Source organism: Deltaproteobacteria bacterium CG11_big_fil_rev_8_21_14_0_20_42_23, assembly GCA_002796345.1.
Lineage (GTDB): Bacteria > UBA10199 > UBA10199 > 2-02-FULL-44-16 > 2-02-FULL-44-16 > 1-14-0-20-42-23.
The window spans coordinates 104377-128707 of the sequence record PCXC01000037.1 but is presented as its reverse complement, the minus strand read 5'-3'; the positions used below and the strand labels follow the sequence as shown (position 1 = coordinate 128707).

At 42.8% G+C, this 24331-nt stretch carries 20 protein-coding genes; 16 read left to right on the top strand and 4 right to left on the bottom strand.

Annotation, left to right across the window (positions count from 1 at the left end):
• Positions 1-2148: 2148 nt before the first annotated feature.
• The 3 genes from murC to COV43_04890 form a co-directional block, all read right to left on the bottom strand.
• Positions 2149-3693, bottom strand: coding sequence for a UDP-N-acetylmuramate--L-alanine ligase (gene murC / locus COV43_04900; GenBank protein PIR25690.1), 1545 nt, complete (start codon positions 3691-3693; stop codon positions 2149-2151).
• 121 nt (positions 3694-3814) lie between these two features.
• Positions 3815-4858, bottom strand: a complete 1044-nt coding sequence (locus COV43_04895; protein PIR25689.1) for a hypothetical protein — start codon at positions 4856-4858, stop codon at positions 3815-3817.
• Between the two features lie 8 nt (positions 4859-4866).
• Positions 4867-5751 carry a hypothetical protein gene (locus COV43_04890; GenBank protein PIR25688.1) on the bottom strand — a complete coding sequence of 295 codons (885 nt, stop codon included), beginning with the start codon at positions 5749-5751 and terminating at the stop codon, positions 4867-4869.
• A 94-nt stretch (positions 5752-5845) separates the two neighbouring features.
• On the opposite strand from COV43_04890, the gene COV43_04885 reads away from it, so the two are divergent.
• Positions 5846-6673 (top strand): hypothetical protein, encoded by an 828-nt coding sequence (locus COV43_04885; protein ID PIR25687.1) that lies wholly within the window; start codon positions 5846-5848, stop codon positions 6671-6673.
• Between the two features lie 11 nt (positions 6674-6684).
• Entirely contained in the window at positions 6685-7461 is a 777-nt protein-coding gene (locus COV43_04880) for a hypothetical protein (protein PIR25686.1), read from the top strand.
• On the opposite strand, the gene COV43_04875 is transcribed toward COV43_04880, so the two are convergent.
• Complete coding sequence (locus COV43_04875; protein PIR25685.1) at positions 7458-8315, bottom strand: MBL fold metallo-hydrolase; 858 nt, start codon at positions 8313-8315, stop codon at positions 7458-7460. The genes COV43_04880 and COV43_04875 overlap by 4 nt on opposite strands.
• Positions 8316-8658: 343 nt before the next feature.
• Between COV43_04875 and mraZ the strand changes: the two genes are divergently transcribed.
• The 14 genes from mraZ (at position 8659) to COV43_04805 (ending at position 24306) form a co-directional block, all read left to right on the top strand.
• Entirely contained in the window at positions 8659-9099 is a 441-nt protein-coding gene (mraZ, locus tag COV43_04870; GenBank protein PIR25684.1) for a division/cell wall cluster transcriptional repressor MraZ, read from the top strand.
• Between the two features lie 39 nt (positions 9100-9138).
• Complete coding sequence (locus tag COV43_04865; protein ID PIR25683.1) at positions 9139-10026, top strand: 16S rRNA (cytosine(1402)-N(4))-methyltransferase; 888 nt, start codon at positions 9139-9141, stop codon at positions 10024-10026.
• Entirely contained in the window at positions 10026-10373 is a 348-nt protein-coding gene (gene ftsL, locus COV43_04860; GenBank protein ID PIR25682.1) for a cell division protein FtsL, read from the top strand. The genes COV43_04865 and ftsL overlap by 1 nt, the downstream gene beginning before the upstream one ends.
• Positions 10374-10487: 114 nt before the next feature.
• Positions 10488-12482 carry a penicillin-binding protein gene (locus COV43_04855; protein ID PIR25681.1) on the top strand — a complete coding sequence of 665 codons (1995 nt, stop codon included), beginning with the start codon at positions 10488-10490 and terminating at the stop codon, positions 12480-12482.
• Between the two features lie 9 nt (positions 12483-12491).
• Positions 12492-14000 (top strand): UDP-N-acetylmuramoyl-L-alanyl-D-glutamate--2,6-diaminopimelate ligase, encoded by a 1509-nt coding sequence (locus COV43_04850; protein ID PIR25680.1) that lies wholly within the window; start codon positions 12492-12494, stop codon positions 13998-14000.
• Between the two features lie 21 nt (positions 14001-14021).
• Positions 14022-15407 (top strand): UDP-N-acetylmuramoylalanyl-D-glutamyl-2, 6-diaminopimelate--D-alanyl-D-alanine ligase, encoded by a 1386-nt coding sequence (locus tag COV43_04845; GenBank protein PIR25679.1) that lies wholly within the window; start codon positions 14022-14024, stop codon positions 15405-15407.
• 11 nt (positions 15408-15418) lie between these two features.
• Positions 15419-16495 (top strand): phospho-N-acetylmuramoyl-pentapeptide-transferase, encoded by a 1077-nt coding sequence (locus COV43_04840; protein PIR25678.1) that lies wholly within the window; start codon positions 15419-15421, stop codon positions 16493-16495.
• A 3-nt stretch (positions 16496-16498) separates the two neighbouring features.
• Entirely contained in the window at positions 16499-17890 is a 1392-nt protein-coding gene (gene murD / locus COV43_04835; GenBank protein ID PIR25677.1) for a UDP-N-acetylmuramoyl-L-alanine--D-glutamate ligase, read from the top strand.
• 9 nt (positions 17891-17899) lie between these two features.
• Positions 17900-19009, top strand: coding sequence for a putative lipid II flippase FtsW (gene ftsW / locus COV43_04830; GenBank protein ID PIR25708.1), 1110 nt, complete (start codon positions 17900-17902; stop codon positions 19007-19009).
• A gap of 8 nt (positions 19010-19017) precedes the next feature.
• Positions 19018-20148, top strand: coding sequence for an undecaprenyldiphospho-muramoylpentapeptide beta-N-acetylglucosaminyltransferase (gene murG / locus COV43_04825; protein PIR25676.1), 1131 nt, complete (start codon positions 19018-19020; stop codon positions 20146-20148).
• Positions 20149-20176: 28 nt separating this feature from the next.
• A complete protein-coding gene (locus tag COV43_04820) occupies positions 20177-21553 on the top strand; it encodes a UDP-N-acetylmuramate--L-alanine ligase (GenBank protein PIR25675.1) in 1377 nt (458 codons plus the stop codon).
• Positions 21457-22527 carry a UDP-N-acetylenolpyruvoylglucosamine reductase gene (locus COV43_04815; GenBank protein PIR25674.1) on the top strand — a complete coding sequence of 357 codons (1071 nt, stop codon included), beginning with the start codon at positions 21457-21459 and terminating at the stop codon, positions 22525-22527. Before COV43_04820 ends, COV43_04815 begins: the two co-directional genes overlap by 97 nt.
• Positions 22528-22529: 2 nt before the next feature.
• On the top strand, positions 22530-23459 hold the full coding sequence (locus tag COV43_04810) for a D-alanine--D-alanine ligase (protein PIR25673.1): 930 nt from the start codon (positions 22530-22532) through the stop codon (positions 23457-23459).
• Positions 23460-23481: 22 nt separating this feature from the next.
• Entirely contained in the window at positions 23482-24306 is an 825-nt protein-coding gene (locus tag COV43_04805) for a hypothetical protein (GenBank protein PIR25672.1), read from the top strand.
• Positions 24307-24331: the final 25 nt, after the last annotated feature.

Here is a 24331-nt window from a genome sequence, read left to right as displayed (position 1 = left end):
TTTTTTTCTGATTGAAGACAAGTGATCCGTTCACTTCCTCCATTCGAAGTGGAATTGTTCGTGGTGAAATGAGATTGTGTTCAAGTTGTATCGATCCGGTAATCAGCGGATCTATTGAGTTTCCTCTGAAGGTGAGATCAATTTTTGCAGGTCCGTTTGCTTCTCGTACAAGTGAAGGGATAAAAGTAATAAGCGAAAGATCTACGTTTCCTTTTAAGCCTAAGTTTAAATTTCCCTCTTCTGAAATGCTGCCATCGAAAGAAAGTAACTCATTTTTTTGAGGCGATTTATACTGATGGTTAAAGTTCCAACTTTTCTGAGACTTGTTTCTTCTCATGTCTAAAGAAACCCCAGGGTAGGGATTTCCATAAATCTTCATTTCACGTTCTCCAATATCAATATATACAGGGGCGAGGGAATGAACCGTGTCGCTTCTGCTGAGAAGAATTTGGTTGTGATCGAATACAATTTTGTGACGGCTGAGATTTACTTGTGATGTGAGCTGGTTGAAGGGAACGCTGAAATAGGAACCAGAGTTGACAACAGCTTTTATTTTTCCGGTGAAATTGGTTTCCGAACCTGAAAGCGTGAAGTGTGCATTTGCTTTTCCGGTAAGGCCATAAGCTTTTTCGAGAGGAGCTGTAAGATCGAGTTTATCTATGTCTGCGCTGAGCTGGATGTCTTTAGATCGATTTTCAAGTTTATTTTTTTTCCCATAGTTGATTACAAGATTTGCTGTTCCATTTGTTTTGTTTTCTTGAATGAGCGCACTTGCAAGTTCCAGTTTTTCATAGGTGAGGTTGAAATCACTTTCAATTTTTTCAATCGCAATTTGATCCCAACCGCCATTATTTGTAGTTGCCGTAATGGCGAGTAAAAATTTCTTTCCCCATCCCGTAAAGTGAAGATCAAAACTGGTGAGGCCATGAATTTTTTGGAGATCTTCTTGTTCAAAGTTGAGAAAAACATTTTCCAGAGGGAACGATTCGCTGCTTGCTGCAAGATCCATATTTTTTCTTTTTATATTGATGCTTCCCGAAAGCTGGGCCTTCGCTTCACCGCTTGTAAGAAGAGCATTTTCCAGCGCGACATTTCCATTTATCCACTGAACTTCGGCAGAGACAATGTTTTCAATGTCAGCGCTGGTATGAAAAAGATGATGCAGTTCAATTTTTCCACTTCCGCTTGAGGTAGAAGGGAGAAAACCGTTTCCGGCTAGTTGCACAGAACCAGAAATATTTCCGCCTGAATTAAAGACATCAGATTTTTTTCCCAAGTGAGGAAGTGAAATGGCCTCGGGGATATCGATGTTAAGCTTGAAGTTTTCTTTCTCCAAATCGAGGTTCAGTTTTCCTGACAAATTTCTTTTGTTGATGGTGACAAGAAGCGGGCTGAGTTCAAGTTGCGCATTGTTGAGGCTAACTTTTGCGTTGAGCTTGTCGATGGGAGTGTGTTCAATATCACCATCTTGGAGGTTGAGTTCTCCCGAAATATTATTGAGGTATGGAAAATTTTCTTCCCATGATTCCAGTTTTGTTTTGGACAAAAGGCTAATGGAGCCAGCGTGAAAAACGCGATTGCTATCGCTCTCAAACACAAGCCCATTGCTCTTTAGGTGGAGAGTGCTTTTCCCAAAAAAATCACGATTGAAGACAATCTCAGCTTCATCAATAAGGATGCTTTTTTGATTTCCAAATTCAATCTGCGCCAGAGAGACCTGAGCCGTTTCGATTGCCAAACTTTGAAGTAAGAGAAGTTGTTTCGTGTTGAGCTTTTTATGTTTTGTTTCTTCTTTTTTTTTCTTCTCAGGAAAATGCAAAAATAAGTTTTGAACAGCAAACTCATCGAAAGAAAGTTTTCCCTGGAGAAAACCAAAAACATTTAAAGAGAGATTTGCCTTGCTTAAACTTATTCTGGTGTCGGCCTCTTTTTTTTGCAGTTTCAAGCCGGTAAGTTCAACGCCTGGGCTAAAGGGTTTGATTCTTAGTTTTTCAAGGGAGATGTCCCAATCACTTCTGGTGGTAGCGCTTTCAAGGACATAGTTGACGACGAAAGGTTGTTGAACCAACCAAAAAAAACTAAACATAAACGAAAAAGTTCCAACAAGAACTATGATCGCTGTATAAAGTCGTCTTCTATACTTTGGTTTCATGTAGATGCTTTTGCTTTGGGCACTCTTCCCATTTTGATGTTGCTGGGATCCGTGATGATACGGCGTTTTCCCAAGGCATCAAAAATTTCTCGCTGGATTCCCCCAAAGTCTCCGTTGGACATAAAGAGTACAACATCTCCACTTGAAATTCCTCGCAGCACAAATTCTTTTAAGTACTGTGCGTCTGGAATGTAGTGAGCATCTGGTCCTCTTCGAATAAGAATGTCGGCAATTTTTTGCACATCAAGTTTTTCTTCTTCAGGAATGCTTTCTTCATTGTACACTTTTGCCAACAACACACGATCGGCACCCATGAAAGCTTTGATGTAGTCTTGCTGAAACGTGTTTCGTCTGCTGGTGTTTGACCGCGGCTCAAAAACAGCCCAAAGTCTTCTGCCAGGATAGCGGTCGCGTACAGCTGCAATGGTTGCCTTCACTTCGGTGGGATGATGCGCGAAGTCGTCGATGAAAATAATATCTTTGTAGGTTCCCACGATTTCATGCCGTCTTCTCACGCCCTTAAATTCGGCAAGCTGTTTTGCAAAACGGCTTGGCTCAATGCCAAGTTCCAAAAGCAAGGCCACGGCAGCGCTAGCGTTTCCAATGTTATGCTGTCCGTGAAGAGGAAGTGTGAGTTTCAACGTTCCTCGTGGAGTGTGAAGTTCAAATTTGCTTGCCTCTTCTGTGTTTTCAATATTTTCAACGCGGTACTCGGCAGTTTTGGACTGAAGACTGTAATAGACAACTTTGCACGGCGCTTTTTCTGCAAGTTTCACCACATTTTCGTTGTCACCATTTGCGATCAACAGGCCATCTGCGGGGAGTTGTGAAATTAATTTTTCAAACGCGCTTAGAACATGATCGAGATTTTTGTAGATATCGGCATGATCAAATTCTACTGAAGTGAGAATGAGCACTTTTGGATGATAGTGTAAAAATTTAGCTTCCTTCTGAAAACAAGCGCTGTCGTATTCATCGCCTTCCACTACAAAGTATGGGCCTGTTCCAAGTCTGGCGTTTTTTCCAAAATTGTTGGCAACTCCTCCGATAAAAAAACCAGGATCAGTTTGCGCGCATTCTAAGAGCCAGGCGCAAAGGCTTGTGGTGGTTGTTTTTCCGTGAGTTCCCGAAATGACGATGGAAGTTTTGTTTGATAAGCATTCCTGATACAGCGTATCTGCCATGGAAAGCAGCGGGAGGTTTCGTTGTTGTGCGGCGAGTAATTCGGGATTGTCTTTGCGAATCACATTTCCCACCACAACTAATTCTGCATCTTGCGGAATGTGTTGCGAGTCATATCCCTGCGAAGCGGTGATGCCCAGAGATGCAAGTTGAGTGCTCATGGGAGGATAAACGTTTTGGTCGCTACCAGAAATGCCATATCCTTTTTCTTGAAGAATTTCTGCAAGTGCTCCCATTCCTGTTCCGCAAATGCCCAAAAAATGAATCTTTTTCACAGCTTGTGTCATGATAATTTCTTCCTTCTTAAAAACTTGAACCTTGATCCGAGTTTGCTTGTTAAAATGTAGAGAGGAAAGCATGCTACAGTTTCTTATCTTAAGCCGCGGAAACTATCACGCTACAGTATGCTTGGCAAGCCTTGCGGGCGTTTTGCGGAATAGTTTTTGCTTTTATTTTTGGAGAAAAGAAGAGAGGAAATATTTATAAATCTGCGAACAAAAGATCGTGCAAGCGCGGTCTAAAGGCTTTCATTTTCTCTTGCGAGTTTTCTTTTTCAAGCCGGTTACAGAGAAAAATGACAAAACTTCTTTTTTGGAGATCAATCCAAAGAGAACAACCGGTGAATCCCAGATGACCAAGGCTTCTTGCGGAGAAATATTTTCCGGAAGATGAATCTTGTGCAGAAGGCATATTCCATCCTCCTGTAAAGCTATCTTGCGTTTGTTTTTTTGCGGGAAAGGAAAAGAAATCTTTCCATGTTTTGCTGGTGATAAAGTGATCTTCACCATCATCAAGCAGAAAAAATGCTGCTGCTATTTTTGCACAGTCTTCTGCGGTGCCGAATAAACCTGCGTTTCCCGCTGTTCCTCCAAAAAGATAGGCGTGATAATCGTGAGCTTGTCCTTGAAGTGGTGCTTGTCTCCAGGTGCAAAATCCGCTTGGTGCAGCAAGGTTTGCCTCAACCGGCGAAAACTGAAGTGAAGAAAGAGAAAGTTTTTTTGCGATATATTCAGCAAATAAATGCTGAAGTGAAGACGATGCAACGGTTTCAAGAATGCTTCCCAAAAGTAAATGATCAATGTCGCTGTAGACGGTTTGCGTTCTTGGCTTATGGAGAAGTTTTTCTTCCCAACAAAGCCCAAGCAATTTTTGTTTTGTTTCTTTGCTTCCAGCCTCCTCTGGCGAGAAGTTGAGATAGTAAGGTTTCCAAGCAGGAAGACCAGAGCGGTGATTCAGCAGCATTTCGATGGTAACTTCATCGTGCCACGCTTGCCTGGATGAGTGGGGAGCAAAACGAGAGATGGTATCGCTTGCCTGAAGAAGTCCAGCATCAAAAAAACACGCTGTGAGAAGTGCGGTTGAAAAGGCTTTGGTGAGAGAGGCGAGGTCAAAAAGAGTGTGAAGATTCGCTTTCCCATAGGCTTGATGTATGAGTGGTTTTCCTTTTATAGAAGCCAGCAAAACAGCAGACGGAAAAATTTCTTCTAAACCTTCAGTGATAAGTGTGTCGAGTTGTGTCGCCATTATTTTTCTTACGTAAGTGAAAATTCATGGGCAGAAGCGTTTAACTTCATTTCCATTCCAAGAGGAAGAGGGAAAAAAGGAACTTCATGACCACTTGGAAAATTGGCCACTACTGGGCCTTTGATGTCTTTTGCGTATTCGGAAATGAGGTTTAAAAAGTTGTCTTCGCTTGAATCACTTGGTTTTGTTTTTCCCACTATGAGTGCTGATGTTTGTTGAAGTAAACCAGAATGTTTCAGGTGCAAGAGCATGCGATCGAGCTGGTAAAGTTTTTCGCCCACATCTTCCAGAAATAAAATATCATTTTTGAGCTTCAGTTCATAAGGAGTTCCGATGCTAGACGTAATGAGGCTAAGGCAGCCCCCATATATTTTTCCTTTTACACTTCCTTCTTGAATCACTTTTGCTTTCGTATTGGCAAAAGAAGGAAGTGATCCTGTGCTTAAAAGATTTTTGAGATACAAGCCAGCGTCAGTGTCATTGTTGTTATTCAGCTGAGTAAGGACCGGGCCGTAAAAGCAGTGTGCAAGCTTGTTTCCTGCCAATATGTTAAGTAGTGGTGTGAGATCAGAAAAGCCAATCACAAGTTTTTTTGCTTGTGGATGAAGATCTTGCTTCAGTTCGGAAAGAAATTGTTGCGAGCCAAAACCACCACGAGCAAACATGATAGCTTTGATTTGTTCGTTATGAAAAAGAGAAAGAAATTCTTTCTTTCTTCGCTCTTCGGTTCCAGCAAAGTATTTGTGCGTGTCAAAAATATCTTCCTGAAAAAAAGTATTGAATCCCCAGCTTTGAAGAACTTGAATCCCTTTTTCAAAAAGTTCTTTATCAAAAGAAGCGGAGCTTGCTGCAATGCCAATGGTGTCGCCGGTTTGAAGAGAGGGAAAGCTCATGATGAAAAAGCTTCTAAATCAGGCGAGAAGGAAAAGTAAATAGGAAAACGCGAAGAATTTTTAGAAGAGTTCTGTTGTTATTCTTTTTCATTCTATGTTAAGCCCTTCGTTCATTATGACTCCACACAAGCACACCGAAGAAAAAACGAGGCTGGAAGCTTTTGCTCAACCGCCGGCCCAGATTATTTTGCTTATCTTTGTTCTTGTTGCTGCACTTCAGTTTCCTCTTGGCATTGTGATTCAAAAAGTAAGTTTTGTGTGGGGCGTTGTTGCCAACGAAGTAGGCGTGATGTTGCTTCTCCCGCTCATTATCCTTAAGCTCTCAGGGCAAAGCCCAAAAAATCTTCTGCCCTTTGGAAAAACAAATCGGCATTATCTTTTGGCTTCTATTTGTCTTATTCTTGGTGTGGCCATCATCATTTTTTACCTGAGAGTAGTGAGTGAAATGTTGGCTCCACTCAACGACACCTTGAGAATGGCACTCAGTCAGACGCTTACGGTGTATGGACCGCTGGATACGTTTTTAAAATTGCTGCTTCTTTGTGTGTTGGCGCCAATTTGTGAAGAAATGTTCTTCCGAGGTTTTATTCAGCGAACCTTTTCACGGCATGTGGGAAAAACATTTGCTATTTTAATCACCGCCGTTTTTTTCGCATTCATGCATCCCTCAACCTGGCATCCGCATCTCTACTTCATTTTGGGGCTAACGCTTTCTTGGATTTCGGCCAAAACACGAACACTTCGTACGCCCATTTTGTGCCACATGATCAATAATACTTTTGTGCTGATCGTGCAGCAATATGGTTTGGGTTTTCCTGTTGGCGGCGCTGGAGTGTGGATTGATGTTCTGGCTATTTTTGCTTCTTCGGCCTTAATTGTGCTTGGTATTTTTATGCTTCAAAAAAGTAGACGTCATGGATAAGGCGGCTCAAGATGTTTTTTCCCTCCAAACGTTTCCCCAGTAGAAATCTTATCTGGCTCACTATCGTGGGTGTGAGTTTGTTGCAGTATCCCATTTCATTTTTCGTTCATAAGCATTCTTTTTTGTGGGGTGTTTTGCTGAATGAAGTGGGAGTGGTGCTTTTGTTTCCTTTGTTGATTTCGGCTTGGAAAAAATTTGACTTCGCTTTTCTCTTTCCCTTCAAAAGGCCGCAGATCAAGCTTTTGCTGTTAACGCTTCTCTTCACTTTTTCAGCCGATATTTTGATGGAGTATCTCACTTCGTTCACCGATTTATTTTTGCCGGCGGAAAATTTGGCAAGACAAGCGATGGAAACTGCACTCACCATTCACTCTCAAACAGATTTTGTGCTGAAGCTTTTGATTCTTTCGCTCTTGCCTGGTTTTTGTGAGGAAATCTTGGTGCGTGGATATTGCCAAGTGTCACTTCAAGCCCGTTATGGATTAAGACGCGGCATTTTGATAGCGGCATTTATTTTTGCCTTGCTCCATCAAAATCCTTGGTACTTTCATCTGTATCTTCTGTTGGGAGTGATGTTTTCGTTTTTGATGGGAAGCAGCAACAACCTTGTCTATCCCATCTTCGCGCATGTGCTGAATAATGCGTTTACGCTCACTTTTCACGCGCGGCAAATTCACTTTCCAGTCTTGGGCTTCACTTCTTCGGAAGACCTTTTTATTATGGCGCTTGCATCGCTTCTGGTTCTTTTTTCAGCCAGAATATTTTGGAAGCTAAGCCATTCTTCTTAAACTTCCTGCGTGTCTAGTTTTGCCATTTTTTCAGTGAGCGCAAATCCCTTTTCGGTGTGTTCAACGCGTGCAGCTTGAAGAAGCGGGCAATGTTCAAAAATCAAAATCCACTTATTTTGAACGGCTTCTGCTAGCAGTGTTCTCTTTTCTTCCAGGGTTTTGAGCGGTTCGTTGTCGTAAGCCATAATCCAAGGCAAAGAAATGTGTGCGCTTGTGGGAATTAAATCTGCGCAAAAGAAGTAAGATTGCTGGCCCAGAGTAATGAGTGGAAGTTGTTGGCCAGCAGTATGACCATGAAAACATTTCAAGCGAATTCCTTCAAAAAGCTCTTGCTCGCCTTCCAGAAAATGAAGTTGATTGTGTGCTTGAAGCGAGAGGAAATTTTCACCAAGATAACTTGCCTTGTCTTTCTCTTTGGGATGAGTTGCCCAGTCATAATTTTTTTTCTGAACGTAATATTTTGCGTTTTTAAATGTGGGTACAATTTCACCGCTCTTGTTTTTTTTCGTAGCTCCACCAGCATGATCGAAGTGCAAATGGGTGAGGATGACATGCGTGATATCATCTTCTGTGAGCTGATGTTTGGCCAGTGAAGTGCGAAGTGAGTGTTGAGAATGATCGATGTGAAACATGTGGGAAAATTTTTCGGAACTCTTGCTGCCAATGCCAGTGTCGATCAAAATGTTCTTCCCATCAACTTGAACCAGCAGACATCGTAAGTGAAGTGTTACTCTATTTATATCATCAAGTGGCAGGAGGTTTTGCCACAAAACTTTGGGAACAACGCCAAACATGGCGCCGCCATCCAGAGCAAAAGTTCCTGTTTCGAGTACACTTAGCTTGCAGTGTTTCATGTGCGGTTTTCTCCCCTTAAGTTGAAATTTGTTTGTTGGTTGGCAGCAAACGCTTGTTGGAAAAGGGTTTGCTGTTCATTGTGTGTGTTGTTTCTAAAGCGTTTCGACAAAGACTTTTTTATCAGGTGTTTAGGAAAGATATCAAGCATTTACTTTCGCTCTTTTGGGTAACCCCTTAATTTTAAATGTCTTTTAAAAACTGTTCGAAACACGGAAGTTTCGAAAAAACTTCGATATTTCAAGGTATTAGGGAATGATAGTTCTTGACGGGAGGCTATCTATTAACGTACTTTGGAGGAAGGTGGGATAAAGTGGGAGAAATAGAAGGGAAACGAGAAAAATTATGTTCCGAGGACGTTTTCGACACACAATTGATGAAAAAGGTCGCCTTTCAATTCCTTCCAAATTTCGGGAGATCTTGAACACCAATTATGACGAACGGCTCATTGTGACCAACTTCGATGGATGCCTTTGGGGCTACCCCGTTTCGGAATGGCAAGCCTTGGAACAAAAAGTTTCAGCCCTCCCACAATTTCTTGAAGAGGTGAAAGCATTGCAGCGAGTTTTCATTTCAGCAGCCGTTGAATGTCCACTTGATAAGTCGGGTAGAATTTTACTCCCACCAGAATTACGACAATATGCTGGCATCGAAAAAGAGCTGGTCATCGTGGGGATGACCAAGCGCATCGAATTATGGTCGGCCGAAAAATGGGAAGAAGTTTTCCACAAAGCACAAAATACTCTCGAAGGATTGGGGTTAAAATTGGCAGACCTTGGTCTGTAAAATGGATCGCTGTTTACGATGAAGATTTGAAAGTAGGTTATGAGTCACGTTCCAGTTTTAATGCAAGAAGTCTTGGAATTCCTAAACGCAAAACGAGGTGGGAGGTTTGTTGATATGACATTAGGTGGCGCTGGTCATGCACATGCTCTTCTTGAAACTTCGGCTTCAAGCGAATTGCTTGGGATTGATAGAGACAGGCCCGCCATTCTTCGTTCACAAAAAGTGCTCAGCGCATTTGCTTCGCGCGCGCATTTTTTTCACGGTAGTTTTTTGGACCTCGAAAAAGCCCTTGAGAGTATTTCATGGAAAAAAGTTGAAGGCATTTTTGCAGATCTTGGAGTTTCCAGTTTTCAGCTTGATGAAGCGGAGCGAGGCTTCAGTTTTAGAAACGATGCGCCTCTTGATATGCGGATGGATCAGTCATCTGAAATGAGTGCAGCAGATTGGATCAACAGCGTAGACGAAGAAGAAATGGCTGATGTCTTTTTTCACTACGGTGAAGAACGCTTCTCCCGAAAAATTGCAAAAAAAATCTGTGAGCAAAGAGAGGTTTCACCCTTTTTGACTACTCGCGCTTTGGCTGAATGTATCGAAAGTGTTTTTCCTGCTTCGTGGAGAAGAAAAAACAAAATTCATCCTGCAACCAGAGTGTTTCAAGCTATTCGCATTTACATTAATGGAGAACTTGATCAGTTGGAGCATCTCTTAAAGACGGCGCCGGCCTATCTTTCCGCTGGAGGACGTTTTGTAGTGCTCAGTTATCATTCTTTAGAAGACAGGTTGGTGAAGCGAGCTTTTCGTGACTTAGAAAAAGAGGGCGAATACTCTCTTCCTTTGCGAAGAGTCCTCATTCCTTGTGACGAAGAAATTGCAGCAAATCCAAGAGCGCGAAGCGCAAAGTTGCGTGTGTTAGAAAGGAAGAGCTGATGAAAATTCTAAGCCCATCTGTTGTCTCTAGTGCTGTGAAGCAGCAGCACATTTCTTCCAAATCGGTTGCCATGCGTAATCGCCACATCAGAAAAGTTTCGGTGATTGTGGTGACGCTTGCTGTTTTTGCCATCGTCTTTGTCTGGATTCGCATTGAAGTGGTGACGCTTGGATACGAAGTAAGCAAAATTCACTATAATATAGAGAAGCTCGAAAAAAAACGCTCACACTTGGAAGTAAAAGTGGCGCAACTAAAAGCGCCAGCTCGTCTTGAAAAAATTGCTTCGAAGTATTTTTCAATGGCGCTTCCCAAAGGAAGTGCGATCGAATTTGTTAAAGTTGACTAGAGTGAGTGGATAATTAGCTTCTTGTCATTCTGAGCAAAGCGAAGAATCTACTGTATTTGCGAGGAGATCCTTCACTACGTTCAGGATGACAACAGAGATTAACAAAGGAAAAGCATGCCGCGGTTTCAATCAAATGGAGATGAAAGTAAGCGCCGACAGGCTTTGCGCATTTTGTGCATTGGGTCTTTTTTGGTGTGTGCTTATGGTGCGGTAATGTGTCGCGCTATTTTATTCCATTTGAAAGACAATGCTAAGTTGGAAAAAGTCGCTATGCGGCAATATCAAACCTTGGTAAAGGAAAGCACCAAAAGAGGAAAGATCTTAGATGTTACTGGACGTGAACTTGCGGTGAATGTGCAGGCCAAATCTTTTTATGCCGATCCTCGTAAAATTGAAAAACCACTTGAAGCTGCACAAAAACTTTCTCGCTTGCTGGGAGTAAGTGAAGAAAAACTTTACGATCGCTTCCGTTCAAAACGAAAATTTGTGTGGGTGAAGCGCCTTGTCGATCCAGCTGTTGCCAAAGAAGTGCGCGCTCTTCATATTGCGGGTCTTGGTGAGCTGGAGGAAAGCAAGCGGCAATATCCAAATCAAAAACTTGCTTCAACTTTGCTTGGAGCCGTTGGCTTGGATGCGCAGGCTTTGGGTGGAGTTGAATTGCAGTACAACGACTATCTCACTTCTTCTTCCACTTCCAACTCATATCGTCGCGATGCCCGAGGTCAGCTCTATTTTTCTTCTGATGTCATGGATACTACTTCTGGTGTCAGTGAGCTGCGACTCACTATTGACAAGACCTTGCAGTACATTGCCGAAAAAGAACTTTCGCAGATGGTAGAAAAGCAAAAGGCAAAAGGTGGTATTGCACTTGTGCTTGATCCTCATACAGGTGACTTGCTAGCCATGGCCAACAATCCCTCTTTCGATCCCAATGAATACCGTCACTACAAGCCAGAGTTTTGGAAAAATCGTGCTATCACCGATGCCTATGAACCCGGCTCCACGATGAAGGTGATGGTGATTGCTTCGGCACTTGAGCGAAATTTGGTCACTTCTCGTTCTGTGTTCGACTGCGAAAATGGACGAATGGCAGTTGGCAAAAGGGTGGTGCGGGACACTCATGCGTATGGCAACTTGAGTGTCTTCGATATTTTGCGTTTTTCCAGCAATATTGGAGCCGCAAAAGTAGGCAAAAAATTTTCTCCAGATGAGCTCTATACTGTCTTCCAGGCATGGGGGTTTGGAAGGCAGTCTGGAGTTGGTTTGCCAGCGGAATCAGTGGGTATTTTAGCAAGTTACAAAAGCTGGCCCGAGATAAAGCACGTTACTGTTGCATTTGGTCAGGGGGTGAGTACAACCCCACTTCAGATGGCAATGGCATTTGCTGCGGTTGCAAATGGCGGTGAACTTCTCAAGCCAAATGTGGTGAAGCGCATTATCTCCGAAGAGGGTGAGCTGGTGTATGAGGCGAAGCGGGAAGTGGTTTCACGTCCCATTCAACCTAAGACAGCTCAGTTGGTGACGGAAATGCTGAAAAGCGTCACCCTTGCCGAAGGCACCGGTGTCTTGGCCGCAAGTCAAGAATATCCTGTTGCAGGAAAAACGGGCACCGCTCAAAAAGCAGACCCACACACGGGTGGGTACGCGACGGGAAAATATTTTTCTTCATTTATCGGCTTTGCTCCTGCCGATGATCCGAAGATAGTGGTTTACGTGGGCATCGATGAGCCCGGCGCTGGTGAATATTACGGTGGTCAAGTAGCTGGGCCCGTTTTCAAAAATATTGTAGAAGCTTCACTTCGCTATTTGAAAGTTCCTTCAGAGCTTGACGATGATTTGCCGGTAATTACGGCAGATGCGCTTTCCAACAAAAAGCCGGTTCCGCAGTCTTCGTATGCTCATGCCAAAATGAAAAAGGTGCAAGAAGGAAAATGGGAAGTGCCCAGTTTACAAGGGCTTACCATGCGTGGAGTGTTGGACACGTTGAAAGACAGCGATATAAAATTGGAAGTTGAAGGAAGTGGTTTGGTGATCTCTCAATATCCAAAATCCGGAGCTATTATTTCAGAAGGGCAGCAGTTGAAGTTAAGTTTTGGTTCACTGTTATAAAAGGAAAACATGAAACGATTTTTCGACATTTTTGATTCTCTTTCAAATCAGCAGAAAAAACTGCTTGAAGGAATTCATGTTGAGCATCTGACAATGTCTCACCAACAGGTGATGCCCGCTACATGCTTCTTTGCCGTTGCTGGTCTTAAGCATGATGGTCATGATTTTATTCCTGAAGCAATTGAAGCAGGTGCACAGGTTGTGGTGATGTCTCGTCCCTGCGTGTTGCCAGAGCATGTGCTTGGTATTGTGGTGGAGGATGTGAGAAAAATATATGCACGATGTGCATCACGTTTTTTTGGCGATCCTTCGCAAAAGCTGAAGCTAGTTGGTGTTACGGGCACCAATGGAAAAACAAGTATTACGTATTTGCTTGAGTCCATTTTGCGTGAAGCAGGTCATCGGCCTGGGGTGATAGGCACAGTATCATATCGCTATGCAGGAAAAACGTTTGAGGCAAGTCACACTACTCCAGATGCGTTTGTTTTGCAGAAACATTTAGCAGATATGCTGGCGCACAACGTTGATGTTTGTGTGATGGAGGTTTCGTCGCATGCGCTGACCCAGTCTCGCTTAGAGGGTTGTGACTTTGATGTCGCAGTCTTCACCAATCTCACTCAAGAGCATCTTGATTATCATCACCATATGCATGATTATTTTGAGGCAAAAAACATTTTGTTCACGCATTTACTTTCAAGTTCTTCAAAGAAAACTTTTGCTGTTGTTAATGACGATGATGAATACGGAAAGAAAATTTCTCCAGCCAAAACGGTTGAGTGTTTTCGATATGGAAAAAATCAAACAGCAGATTTGTCTCTGGTTTCATGTGAAAAAAGTGAAAGTGGCAGTAAGCTTTGGTTTTCTTTTTTAGGAAAATCATTTTCTTTCACAGTTCCTTTGGTTGGAAGCTTCAATGCGTATAATGTTGCTGCTGCTTTTCTTGCGGCACATGCACTTGGTGTCTCGTCAAAAAATATTCTTCATTCGCTTTCACATGTTCATCCCATACCGGGAAGGCTTGAGCGTGTGTGTGCCGATTCTGCTTATGCTGTTTATGTAGATTATGCTCATACTCCTGATGCTCTCGAAAATATTCTTTCAACGCTAAGAGATATTACAGAAGGAAGATTGTTGCTTGTGTTTGGTTGCGGTGGAGACAGAGACAAACAGAAACGACCAGTGATGGGAGAAGTAGCCGCAAAATATGCAAATCTTGTAGTGCTCACCAGCGATAACCCTAGAACTGAAAATCCGCTAAGCATTATGGAACAAGTGTTTCCGGGCTTGCGTAAAAAGATGAAGGCTTTCAATGGAAGCTGTGGATTCATTCAAGAAGTGGACAGAAAAAAAGCGATTGAAACAGCAGTGATGCACATGACTGAAAATGACATTTTGGTTGTAGCTGGAAAAGGTCACGAACAATATCAAATTATAGGCAACACAAAACATCACTTCGACGACCGTGAAGAAGTGATGGAAGCGCTAAAAAAAAAGAGAAAAAATAGACTTGTTGCATAAGAAAAAACTCGTGTGAAAACTATGAATCTTTCTGTAGAAAAAATTTGTGCTGCAACGGCTGCAAAATCAAGTGCAGATCTTCATGCAGTGGTGAATGGAGTTAATACCGATTCGCGTCTTCCGCAAAAGGGGCAACTCTTTGTAGCCTTGAAAGGGCCTCACTTTGATGGACATCACTACTGCAAGCTAGCTCTTGAAAAAGGCGCTGTTGCTTGTGTGGTGCAAGAAGAAATTCCTTCCATTGAGAAACGTTTTCAAATTGTAGTCAGCGATACGCTTGCAGCCCTTGGTGATCTAGCTGCCTATTGGCGCTCTTTGCATGCCTTGCCGGTTGTTGCCATCACGGGAAGCAATGGAAAATCGACCACCAAAGAAATGGTAGCCAGTGTGCTTTCCAGTTTGGGTGCTGTGCATAAAACCGAAGGCAATTTTAACAATCTTATTGGACTGCCTCTTACTCTTTTCAAACTTGAGGCTTCTCATAAAGCGCTTGTGCTTGAGTTGGGCATGAATGCACCAGGCGAGATAAAACGACTCACCGAAATTTCGAAGCCAGATTTTGGATTGATCACCAACGTTACCGCAGCTCACCTCCATTATCTTGGAAGTATTGATGCCGTTGCAAAAGCAAAAGGTGAATTGTTTGAAACGATCGCATCAGATAAAACGATTATCGTAAATCGAGATGATCCTCGCATTATGCAGCTCAGTAAAGCATTTGCGGGCAAGAAAATTTCTTTTGGTCTTCATCACGATGCTGATGTTTCCTTCGCTCATGCACATACCTTTGCTTTGGATTCTACTGACCTCACTGCAAATGTGTTTGGAAAAGAAATGACATTCCATCTTCCTTTTGTGGGAGCTCATAATATCATGAACGCGCTTGCAGCCTTGGCATGCGGATCTGCGCTTGGCTTAAGTGTTGAGGAGATGGCGAAAAATTTTTCAAGTTGCCAGCCAATGAAAATGAGATTTGAGCGTGTTCAGCTTCGTAACGGAGCAAGACTGATTAATGATGCCTACAATGCAAATCCAGAATCAGTTCGAGCAGCGCTGCGAACTATAAGTGCTGCAGATAGAACTGGGCGCTTTGCCGTGGTGCTAGGTGAAATGCTTGAGCTTGGAACCGAAGCTTCAGATTTGCATCGTCAAATTGGATTTGAAGCCGCAAAGTATCACGTGGATTTGCTCTATCTTTATGGTGATCATGCGCAAGACGTTGCCAGAGGTGCCATTGATGGTGGCTTGGATGAAAAGAAAGTTCGAGTTTTCACTTCGCTGGATGATCTTTCAGAGCAAGCGCATGGCGAAATTGCAGCTGGAGATGTCTGGCTTGTAAAAGGTTCGCGTGGAATGCAAATGGAAAAAATGGTCACCTATATTAAACGCGCAGTGGGAACGGATTAACGAGGAGAAGAATGCTTTATTACCTTTACACACATTATGTTCATCTTTTTGGCGCGCTGAATATTTTCAAGTACATCACAGTTCGTGCGTTTGTGTCATTCTTCATTGCGCTTTCCATTTATTTTCTGTTTGGCAAAAAATTAATTGCAATGCTTTCGAAAAAACAATTTTGGCAAACCGTTCGCGATGATGGACCTGTGCAACACCTTGATAAACGTGGCACTCCCACGATGGGTGGTGTGCTAATTCTTGCAGCAATCATTATTTCTACACTGCTTTGCGCAAGGCTAGATAATTTTTTCGTCTTAGGTTCTCTTTTTGTTCTCATTGGTTTTGGAGCGATTGGTTTTGTTGATGACTACCGAAAAGTAATCTTGAAAGATGCCAAAGGATTAGCGTCGCGATACAAATTTCTCTTTCAGTTACTCTTTGGTCTTATTGCTTCACTTTTTCTTTTTGATGTTATGCAACTTGGCACTGAGCTTTCGGTGCCATTCTTCAAAGGCTTAAGACCCGATCTTGGAATGTGGTACATTCCGTTTGCTACCGTTGTTATTGTTGGTGCATCAAACGCGGTAAACCTTACCGATGGGCTTGATGGTTTAGTCAGTTTTCCTTCCATTGTTTCATATGCGGCTTATGCAGTACTTACCTACATTGCAGGTCATGCGCTTATTGCTTCGTATCTTCAGGTTTCTTTTGTTCCTGGTTGTGGAGAGTTGGCAGTGGTGTGTGGATCGGTTGTTGGCGCAGTGCTTGCTTTTCTTTGGTACAACGCTCACCCTGCTAGCATTTTTATGGGTGACGTAGGATCGTTGCCACTTGGGGCTTTGCTGGGTTATGTGGCATTGGTGGCGAAACAAGAAATGTTGCTTTTGATTATTGGGGGCATTTTTGTACTCGAAACGGTTTCTGTCATTACCCAAGTTGTTTCATTTAAACTTACCGGGAAAAGAATTTTTAGAATGGCTCCCATCCACCATCACTTTGAACTTAAAGGATGGAAAGAGTCGAAGGTGATTGTACGTTTTTGGATCATTTCAATTTTGCTTGCGTTGGCGAGTCTTGCCACGTTGAAGCTTAGGTAAATAATGAACTACGCTGGAAAAAAAGTGCTGATTATAGGAATGGGAAAAACAGGAAGAGCTGTTTTTTCATTTCTCCTTTCACGCTCGGCATTCATTACCGTGAATGATGTAAAACGCCCTGAAGATGAAACGTTTTTCGATGGAGAAAAGGTTTCAACGCACTGGGGAAATCATGATCTTGATCCCACTGCTTTCGATTTTATTGTGGTCAGTCCAGGCGTGGATTCCAAACTTCCTCTTTTGCTAAAGGCGCAAGAAATGAACGTGCCGATATTGAGTGAAATTGAGCTTGCGGTGAAAAATGCTCACTTTCCTCTTGTTGCAGTAACGGGGACAAACGGAAAAACAACAACGGTGAGTTTGATTGCACATCTTTTGAAAGAAGCTGGAAAAAAAGTTGTGCTTGTTGGAAATGTTGGTGATCCTCTTATCAACTATGTGGAAAAGGTAGGTGAGATCGATTTTTTTGTTTTAGAAATTTCAAGTTTTCAAATGGAGTTTTCACCATCACTCGAACCGCTTGTAAGCATCTGGCTTAACCTTGCTCCAGATCACCTTGATAGACATAGCTTTGAAGAATATGCCCACTTGAAAGCACGTTTGTTGATTCAAACCAAAACTGCCGGCACCATCATTTACAACGCCGCTGATGAAAATTTGCTACGTTTTCTAGCTCCAATTCAAGAACAGAAAAAACAAGTGAACCTTGTTCCTTACACTCTTGAAGTTTCGGATTCCCAACACTTTTCGTTCCACCTTTTCAATAAAAAGCATTTAACCTTTTCTGCTTCCAATCTCAAAATAAGAGGAAAACATAATTACGAAAATATTATGGCAGCTTGTCTTGCGCTTGAAGCTTGTGGAATTGATGATGAAGATTTTCTTCATGATGCTGTGTGTTCGTTCAAAGGTTTAGAACACCGTTTGCAATATGTGGGCACCTTGAATGCGGTGAGCTATTACAATGATTCAAAGGCAACTAACGTTGCAGCTGCTGTTGCTGCGTTGCAAAGTTTTTCGCATAAACTTGTTTTGATTGCAGGTGGAATTCCAAAAGAAGATGATTTCAGCCCTCTTGTTTCTTTGGTGAAAGATAAAGTTTCTCATCTCGTTTTGTTGGGAACTTCAGCAAAAATTATTGCAGATCAACTTGGAAAGCACACCGTTTTACACATGGCAAGCTCCATGGATGAAGCCGTGAAAGTCGCATACTCTCTCGCTTTTCCGGGCGAGTCTGTTTTGCTTTCGCCGGCGTGTGCCAGCTTTGATCTTTTTGCTCATTACGCAGAAAGAGGAAACAGTTTTAAGGCTGCATTTCTAAATTTGGAAAAAGAAATAAAGCATCAGCAAGTTTGCTCAAGTCGTGAGAAGTCGACAGCTTGCTCACGTTCATAAAGGATGTTCATGAAGTATAGCGATGTACAAAAACAACATTTTGATGTCTGGCTTCTCTTCACGGTGATTGTGCTTGTTGGCTGTGGCATTACCATGGTGTACAGCTCAAGTGCTGTGTTTGCTTTAGAAAAGTTTAGTGACAGTTATTTCTTTTTGAAACGTTCTGCTCTTTTTGCTGGGATTGGTTTTGTGTTGATGATGTGCATGCTGAGTTTTTGCTATCACCGCTTGAAAGCGTTTGCCTATCCCGCACTTTTGCTTGCGCTTGGTCTTGTGATTCTTGTTTTGGTTCCTGGTGTCGGCAAAACCATTGGTGGAGCTACTCGCTGGCTCAGCTTAGGTGTGGTGAATTTTCAACCATCAGAGTTTGCAAAAATTGCACTCATTCTTTTTCTTGCTTACTCTCTTGAAAAAAAGACGAATCGTATTCGAAGTTTTACGCTTGGAATTATTCCTCATTTTGTCGTGATGACGGTCGTTTCAGGAACCATTTTATATCAAAAAGATTTTGGCTCCGCTGCAATCATAGCTGCAATCACTTGGTTTATGCTTTTTGCAGCTGGCGCTCGAAAACGATATTTGTTTGGCATTGTTTTTCTTCTAGCTCCCATTGCTTTCAAGTTGGTGGCGGGCACGCCTTACAGAAGAAGAAGAATAATGGCGTTTTTGAATCCTTGGGATGATCAATATGGATCAGGGTTTCAAATGATCCAATCTTTTGTGGCCTTCAATGAAGGAGGCTGGTTTGGAAAAGGCCTGGGGCAAGGACAACAAAAACTTTTTTATCTCCCCGAGGCGCATACCGATTTTATTTTTTCAGTTATTGGAGAAGAGCTTGGTCTTGTTGGAGTGTTCGCGGTTATCATTTTGTTTCTCTTGTTTTGTTACCGTGGTTTCAAAGTTGCCTTGAATGCGCCAGATCTCTTCGGCCGCTATTTAGCTTTGGGCTGCACTTTGCTGATTGGGCTTGAAGCCATGCTCAACATGGCGGTGGTGATGGGGTTGTTGCCCACAAAAGGTTTGGCGCTTCCTTTTATTAGTTACGGCGGATCATCGCTGGTGATTTCGTTGATAGCAGTTGGACTAGTTTTAAATGTTTCATCATATAAACGAGCTTAGGAGTAAGCGTGAGTGAAAAAAGGAAAAATGTTTTGATTGCTTCGGGTGGAACAGGTGGGCACTTGTTTCCAGGTATTGCTGTGGCTGAAGCTTTTCAAGAGCTCTATCCTGATGTGCAGATTTCGTTTGTAGGAACAACGCGAGGGCTAGAAGAAAAAACCTTAAGCAAAACGCCGTGGCCATTTTTCGCACTTGCGGTTCCAAAAATAAAAGGCCAAGGGAAAAAAGACAAGCTCCTTGCCTTGATAAAATTGCCGTCTGCAATGGTGAAGGCTGCACTTTTGTTGCAAAAAACAAGCACAGATCTGGTGATTGGCATAGGCGGTTACTTAGCCTGGCCCGTCAGTATTGCAGCCTTCTTACTGGGAAAACCAGTTGCCATCATAGAGCCCAACGCGGTGCCGGGTTTGTCCAACCGCATGCTTTCAAAAATAGCGAGACGCATCTTCTTGGCATTTCCTGAAGCCGAAAAATATTTCGAAGCAAAAAAATGTATGATGAGCGGAAATCCGCTCCGGAAGGCTTTGCGCGAGGCGAGTGCTTTTCAGAAAAATGAGAAAAATCCTTTTACCCTCTTCTGTTTTGGCGGTTCGCTTGGAGCAAAGTCACTCAACCAAGCTTTGCTTGCTTCTCTGCCTTTGCTCACTGGCGCCGCAAAAACAATACGTATTGTGCATCAAGTAGGAAAAGCTGAAAACCTGCAGCAAATAGAAGCTGAATATAAACGCTATCAACAAGAGGCGACAGTGCTTGAGTTTATTGATGACATTGCAAGTGTCTATCAACAAGCCAGTCTTGTGTTGGCCAGAAGTGGAGCTGGTACCATTGCAGAATTGAAGCTTTTCAAAAAGCCGGCAATCTTGGTTCCGTATCCATTTGCGGCTGATAACCATCAACACGAAAATGCAGTGCACCTCGAAAAAAAAGGCGCAGCAATTATTATTCCACAAGAGCAATTGACAGGAGATGTGCTTGCGATGCATATGAACCGGCTTTTCTCATCGCCAGCATTGCTAGAAAAAATGGAAATGAGTTTTGGACGTGAGCAAGAACAAAACGCAGCGGCTCATATTGCAGAAGAATGCGTTCATCTTTTTACAGAGCAAAAACCGCAGATAAAAAGAGCTCATTGTTTTTGAGAGAAGATCAAAGGATATAAAAAAGATTATGTTTAAAAAATATCAACACATTCATTTTGTCGGCATCGGTGGTATTGGCATGAGCGGAATCGCTGATGTGCTGCTTACTTTAGGCTATCAGGTGAGTGGTTCAGATTTGAAATCAAGCGAAACCACAAAACGTTTGAAACGCCGCGGCGCTACTATTTCTTACGGCCACAAATCAAAGCACGTTGAAGGTGCTCATGTTGTGGTGACGTCTTCAGCGGTTGATGAAAAAAATCCCGAAGTAAAAGCTGCAAAAGAATTGGGCGTTCCTGTTGTGCCTCGCGCAGAAATGCTTGCCGAGCTGATGCGCTTGAAATGGGGCATTGCCGTTGCTGGTTCGCATGGGAAAACGACAACAACGGCTATGATTTCCACTGTTTTTCACGGCGCAGGTTTGGACCCCACCATGGTGATTGGTGGAAAAGTGAATAGCCTCAGAACAAATGCAAAACTGGGAAAAGGTGATTTTCTCATCGCAGAAGCCGATGAGTCTGACGGCTCATTTCTGAAGCTCACTCCTACTATTGGGGTGATCACCAACATCGACCCCGAGCATCTCGAACGCTATAAAGACTTTGCCGATCTGAAACGTGCCTTTGTTGATTTTGCAAACAAGGTTCCTTTTTATGGTTCTGTTATTGTGTGCAGCGATCATCCTGTAGTGAAAAGCTTGATGCCACAAATGAAACGAAAAGTAGTGAGCTATGGTTTTCAGCAAGCTGATTACATGGCAAAAAATGTGCGACAAGAAGAAGACTGGGTTTATTTTTCGGTTGAAGCCTACGGGAAAAAATTGGGTGAATTTAAAATAAATATGTCGGGAGAACATCACGCGCTTAACGCCTTGGCAACTATAGCTGTAGCCAGAGAAGCTGAAATTTCTGTGGCAAAAGTGAAACAAGGTTTGGCGAAATTTAAGGGAGTAGCAAGACGTTTCGAAATCCTTCACCGCGCAGGCCCAGTGGTGGTGGACGATTACGCGCACCACCCGGTTGAAATTGCAGCAACTTTAGATGCCGCAAAAAAAGGCTGGGAAGAAAGGCGTGTGATTATGGTGATGCAGCCGCATCGCTATTCGCGCTTAGAGCAATTGTTTGATGATTTTGTAAGCGCATCTAAAAAAGCAGATGCAGTTATTGTGATGGATGTTTACGCAGCTGGAGAAAAAAGGAATCCAAAATGGACAGGAGAAAAACTATGCAAGAGCCTCATGCTCAAATATCCGAAGAAAATGATTACGCATGCAGCGAAGACAGAGGAAGTGATGACAGCTCTGAAACCGTGGTGCACGAATCAGGATCTGGTGATGTTTCTGGGAGCGGGGGATATAACGAAGACGGCAAGGCAGTTTTGCAAGACCTTGACCTCTCGTTCTTAAGCCCTCGCGAACGTGCGCGTTTTTTGAAAGAAGAGCAAACTGAGTTTACTGGTTTAAGCTCGGAACAAAAACGCGAACTTGAAAAGGCATTTCCTGCAATTCGCTTTCAAGAATCTATGAAGGCACACACCACTTTGGGTGTGGGCGGAAAAGCAGAAGCGTACGTAGAAGTTCAAAGTGTGGAAATGTTGAAATCGCTTTTTGAATTTCTGAAAGACAGCAACATCCCGTACTACCTGATTGGGAAAGGAAGTAACACTCTTGTTCGCGATGGTGGTGTAAAGGGTGTGGTGATTCAGCTGCTTGGCGATTTTCAAGAGTATAAGGTGGAACAAGAATCTGGCGATGATGTTTTTGTTTCGGTTGGTGCAGGTGTGAGCACTCTAAAGTTGGTGCGCTGGGCAAATGAACAACATCTTGCTGGGATAGAACGTTTAAGTGGTGTGCCGGGAACACTTGGCGGAAATATTTTAACCAATGCAGGAACGCATATAGGTTCTATTGATGAAATCGTTGAAGAAGTGACCATGCTGGATAAGCACGGAAAAGAAATGACGCAAAAAGTAAAGTCGATTCCGTTTGAATACAGACGTTGCAAGCTTCCGCGCGGCACCATTGTGTTGAAGGCTTTGTTGAAATTACAAAAAGATCCCGAAGGAAAAGCTGCGCAGCATTTCAAAGAGTTGATGGAACGAAGAAGAGAAACGCAGCCCATCTCGCAAAAGTCGAGTGGATGCATGTTTAAGAACGATGGAAAACAAGCTGCGGCAAAACTGATTGACGAAGCAGGATTGAAAGGTGTGCGCGTTGGAGGGGCTAGAATTTCTGATGTGCATGCGAATTATATTGTAAATGAGGCAAATGCCAGCGCTAGAGATGTTATTGTGTTGATGGGTTTGGTTCGCGATAGAGTTCGTCAGCATTCGGGCGTGGTACTTGAAAATGAAATTTTTATTCTTGGTGAAGAAAAATAAAAATGAAAAACATAAAACAGAAAAAAATTGCAGTATTGATGGGTGGCTTGTCTCGAGAGCGAGATATTTCGCTTAAAACAGGAAATGCCATTTTTTCATCTCTTCAAACCGCTGGTTATAATGTGATTGCGATTGATGTGGATGAACATGTTGCGCGTGTTCTCACCGAGCAAAAGCCCGATATTGCGTTTATTGCGCTTCATGGAAAATTTGGTGAAGACGGATGCGTGCAAGGGTTACTGGAGTGCATGCACATACCTTACACCGGAAGCGGTGTGCTTCCTTCTGCGTTGGCCATGGATAAAGATGTATGCAAACTTTTTGCCGCCGATCATGGTTTAGCCGTTGCAAAAAGTGTTTGCCTCTCAGTTGAAGAGTGCAGTGGAAAACTTTCGCATTCGCTTTCTTATCCTCTTGTGGTGAAGCCGGTTTGCGAAGGTTCAACTATTAATATGAGCATTGTAAAAACTGAAGACGAGCTGAAACCTGCTGTTGAAAAGGCTTTGCTGTCCGATGAAAGAATTTTGCTGGAAGAATTCATCAAAGGAACTGAAGTGACAGCAAGTGTTTTGTGCGGTGAAGCGCTTGCACTTATAGAAGTAGTGCCTGCAAGCGGGTTCTATGATTTCGAAGCAAAATATACAAAAGGAAAAACAGAATATATTTTGCCAGCGCGTATTTCGGATGCGCTCACAAAAGAAATTCAAAAGCAGACAGTTGCGCTCATGAAAGCACTTCGCATTGAAGGTGCTGCGCGTGCAGATTACATTGTAGATGAAAAAGGTGTTCCGTACTTTTTGGAAGTAAATACTATTCCAGGAATGACTGAAACCTCGCTGGTTCCAAAGGCTGCAGCGTTTAACGGGATGTCTTTTTTAGATGTTTGCGAACGAATGTTGCTTTCGGCTCGTGTGAAAGAAAAAGTAAAGTAGTAGATTTGTATCAAGGGGGAGTATGAATCGTTGTTTGAGAGAACAACATATCCAGCGTGAGAAGAAGCCCAGATTTTGGCTGCTGAAAAAGTGCGAGCGCCTTTTTCTTTCGCTGCTTTTTGCAAGCCTTGGCTTGGTGCTTGTGTATGGCATCTATCTTCTGCTTTTCTTTGGGCCTTATCTTTCGCTTCAGTCCATTCACATTGTTGGTGATCGCAAAGCTGTAAGTGAAGATCAAATTCTTGAACTATCAGGTTTATCTCAAGGTGATAATCTTTTCTGGCTTGATCTGGGTGGTGTTTATCAAAGAGTGCTCAATCATCCATGGATCAAAACAGTAGCCGTCCGCAAAAGCCCGCCAGGAACGGTGATGATCTATGCTGAAGAATTTAAACCTGTGGCTATTGTTTCCGCAAAGCATTTATATTTCGTTACCGACGATGGAACGTTATGCAAAAAAGTGGAAGCAAAAGACTCTAAACATTTTCCCGTCATCACCGGTTCTGTTTCAGATATCAATGATGAACTACAGCTTCCACTTGATAAATATGAAGGCAAAGAAAAAGTTTTGCAGTCCATTTCAATTATCAAAGAATTTCGAAAAAATAAAATTCGCTTAGCCAAAAAAATTGCTGAAGTGAATTATCATCTCATTCGAGGCTACTCCATTATTACCGATGATAGGCCTTTGCAGATTGTGTTGGGACATGAACAATTGCAAGAAGGCGTAACCAGACTAAGAGATTTTTCGAATGCGATTCAACAAAGGGGAACAGATCCTCAGTACATTGTGATGTATGAAGGCGGACAAGTAATTGTGAAGTACCGCACTTCTTTAGACACTTAACTTTGAAAATGATTGGGCAAAAAGG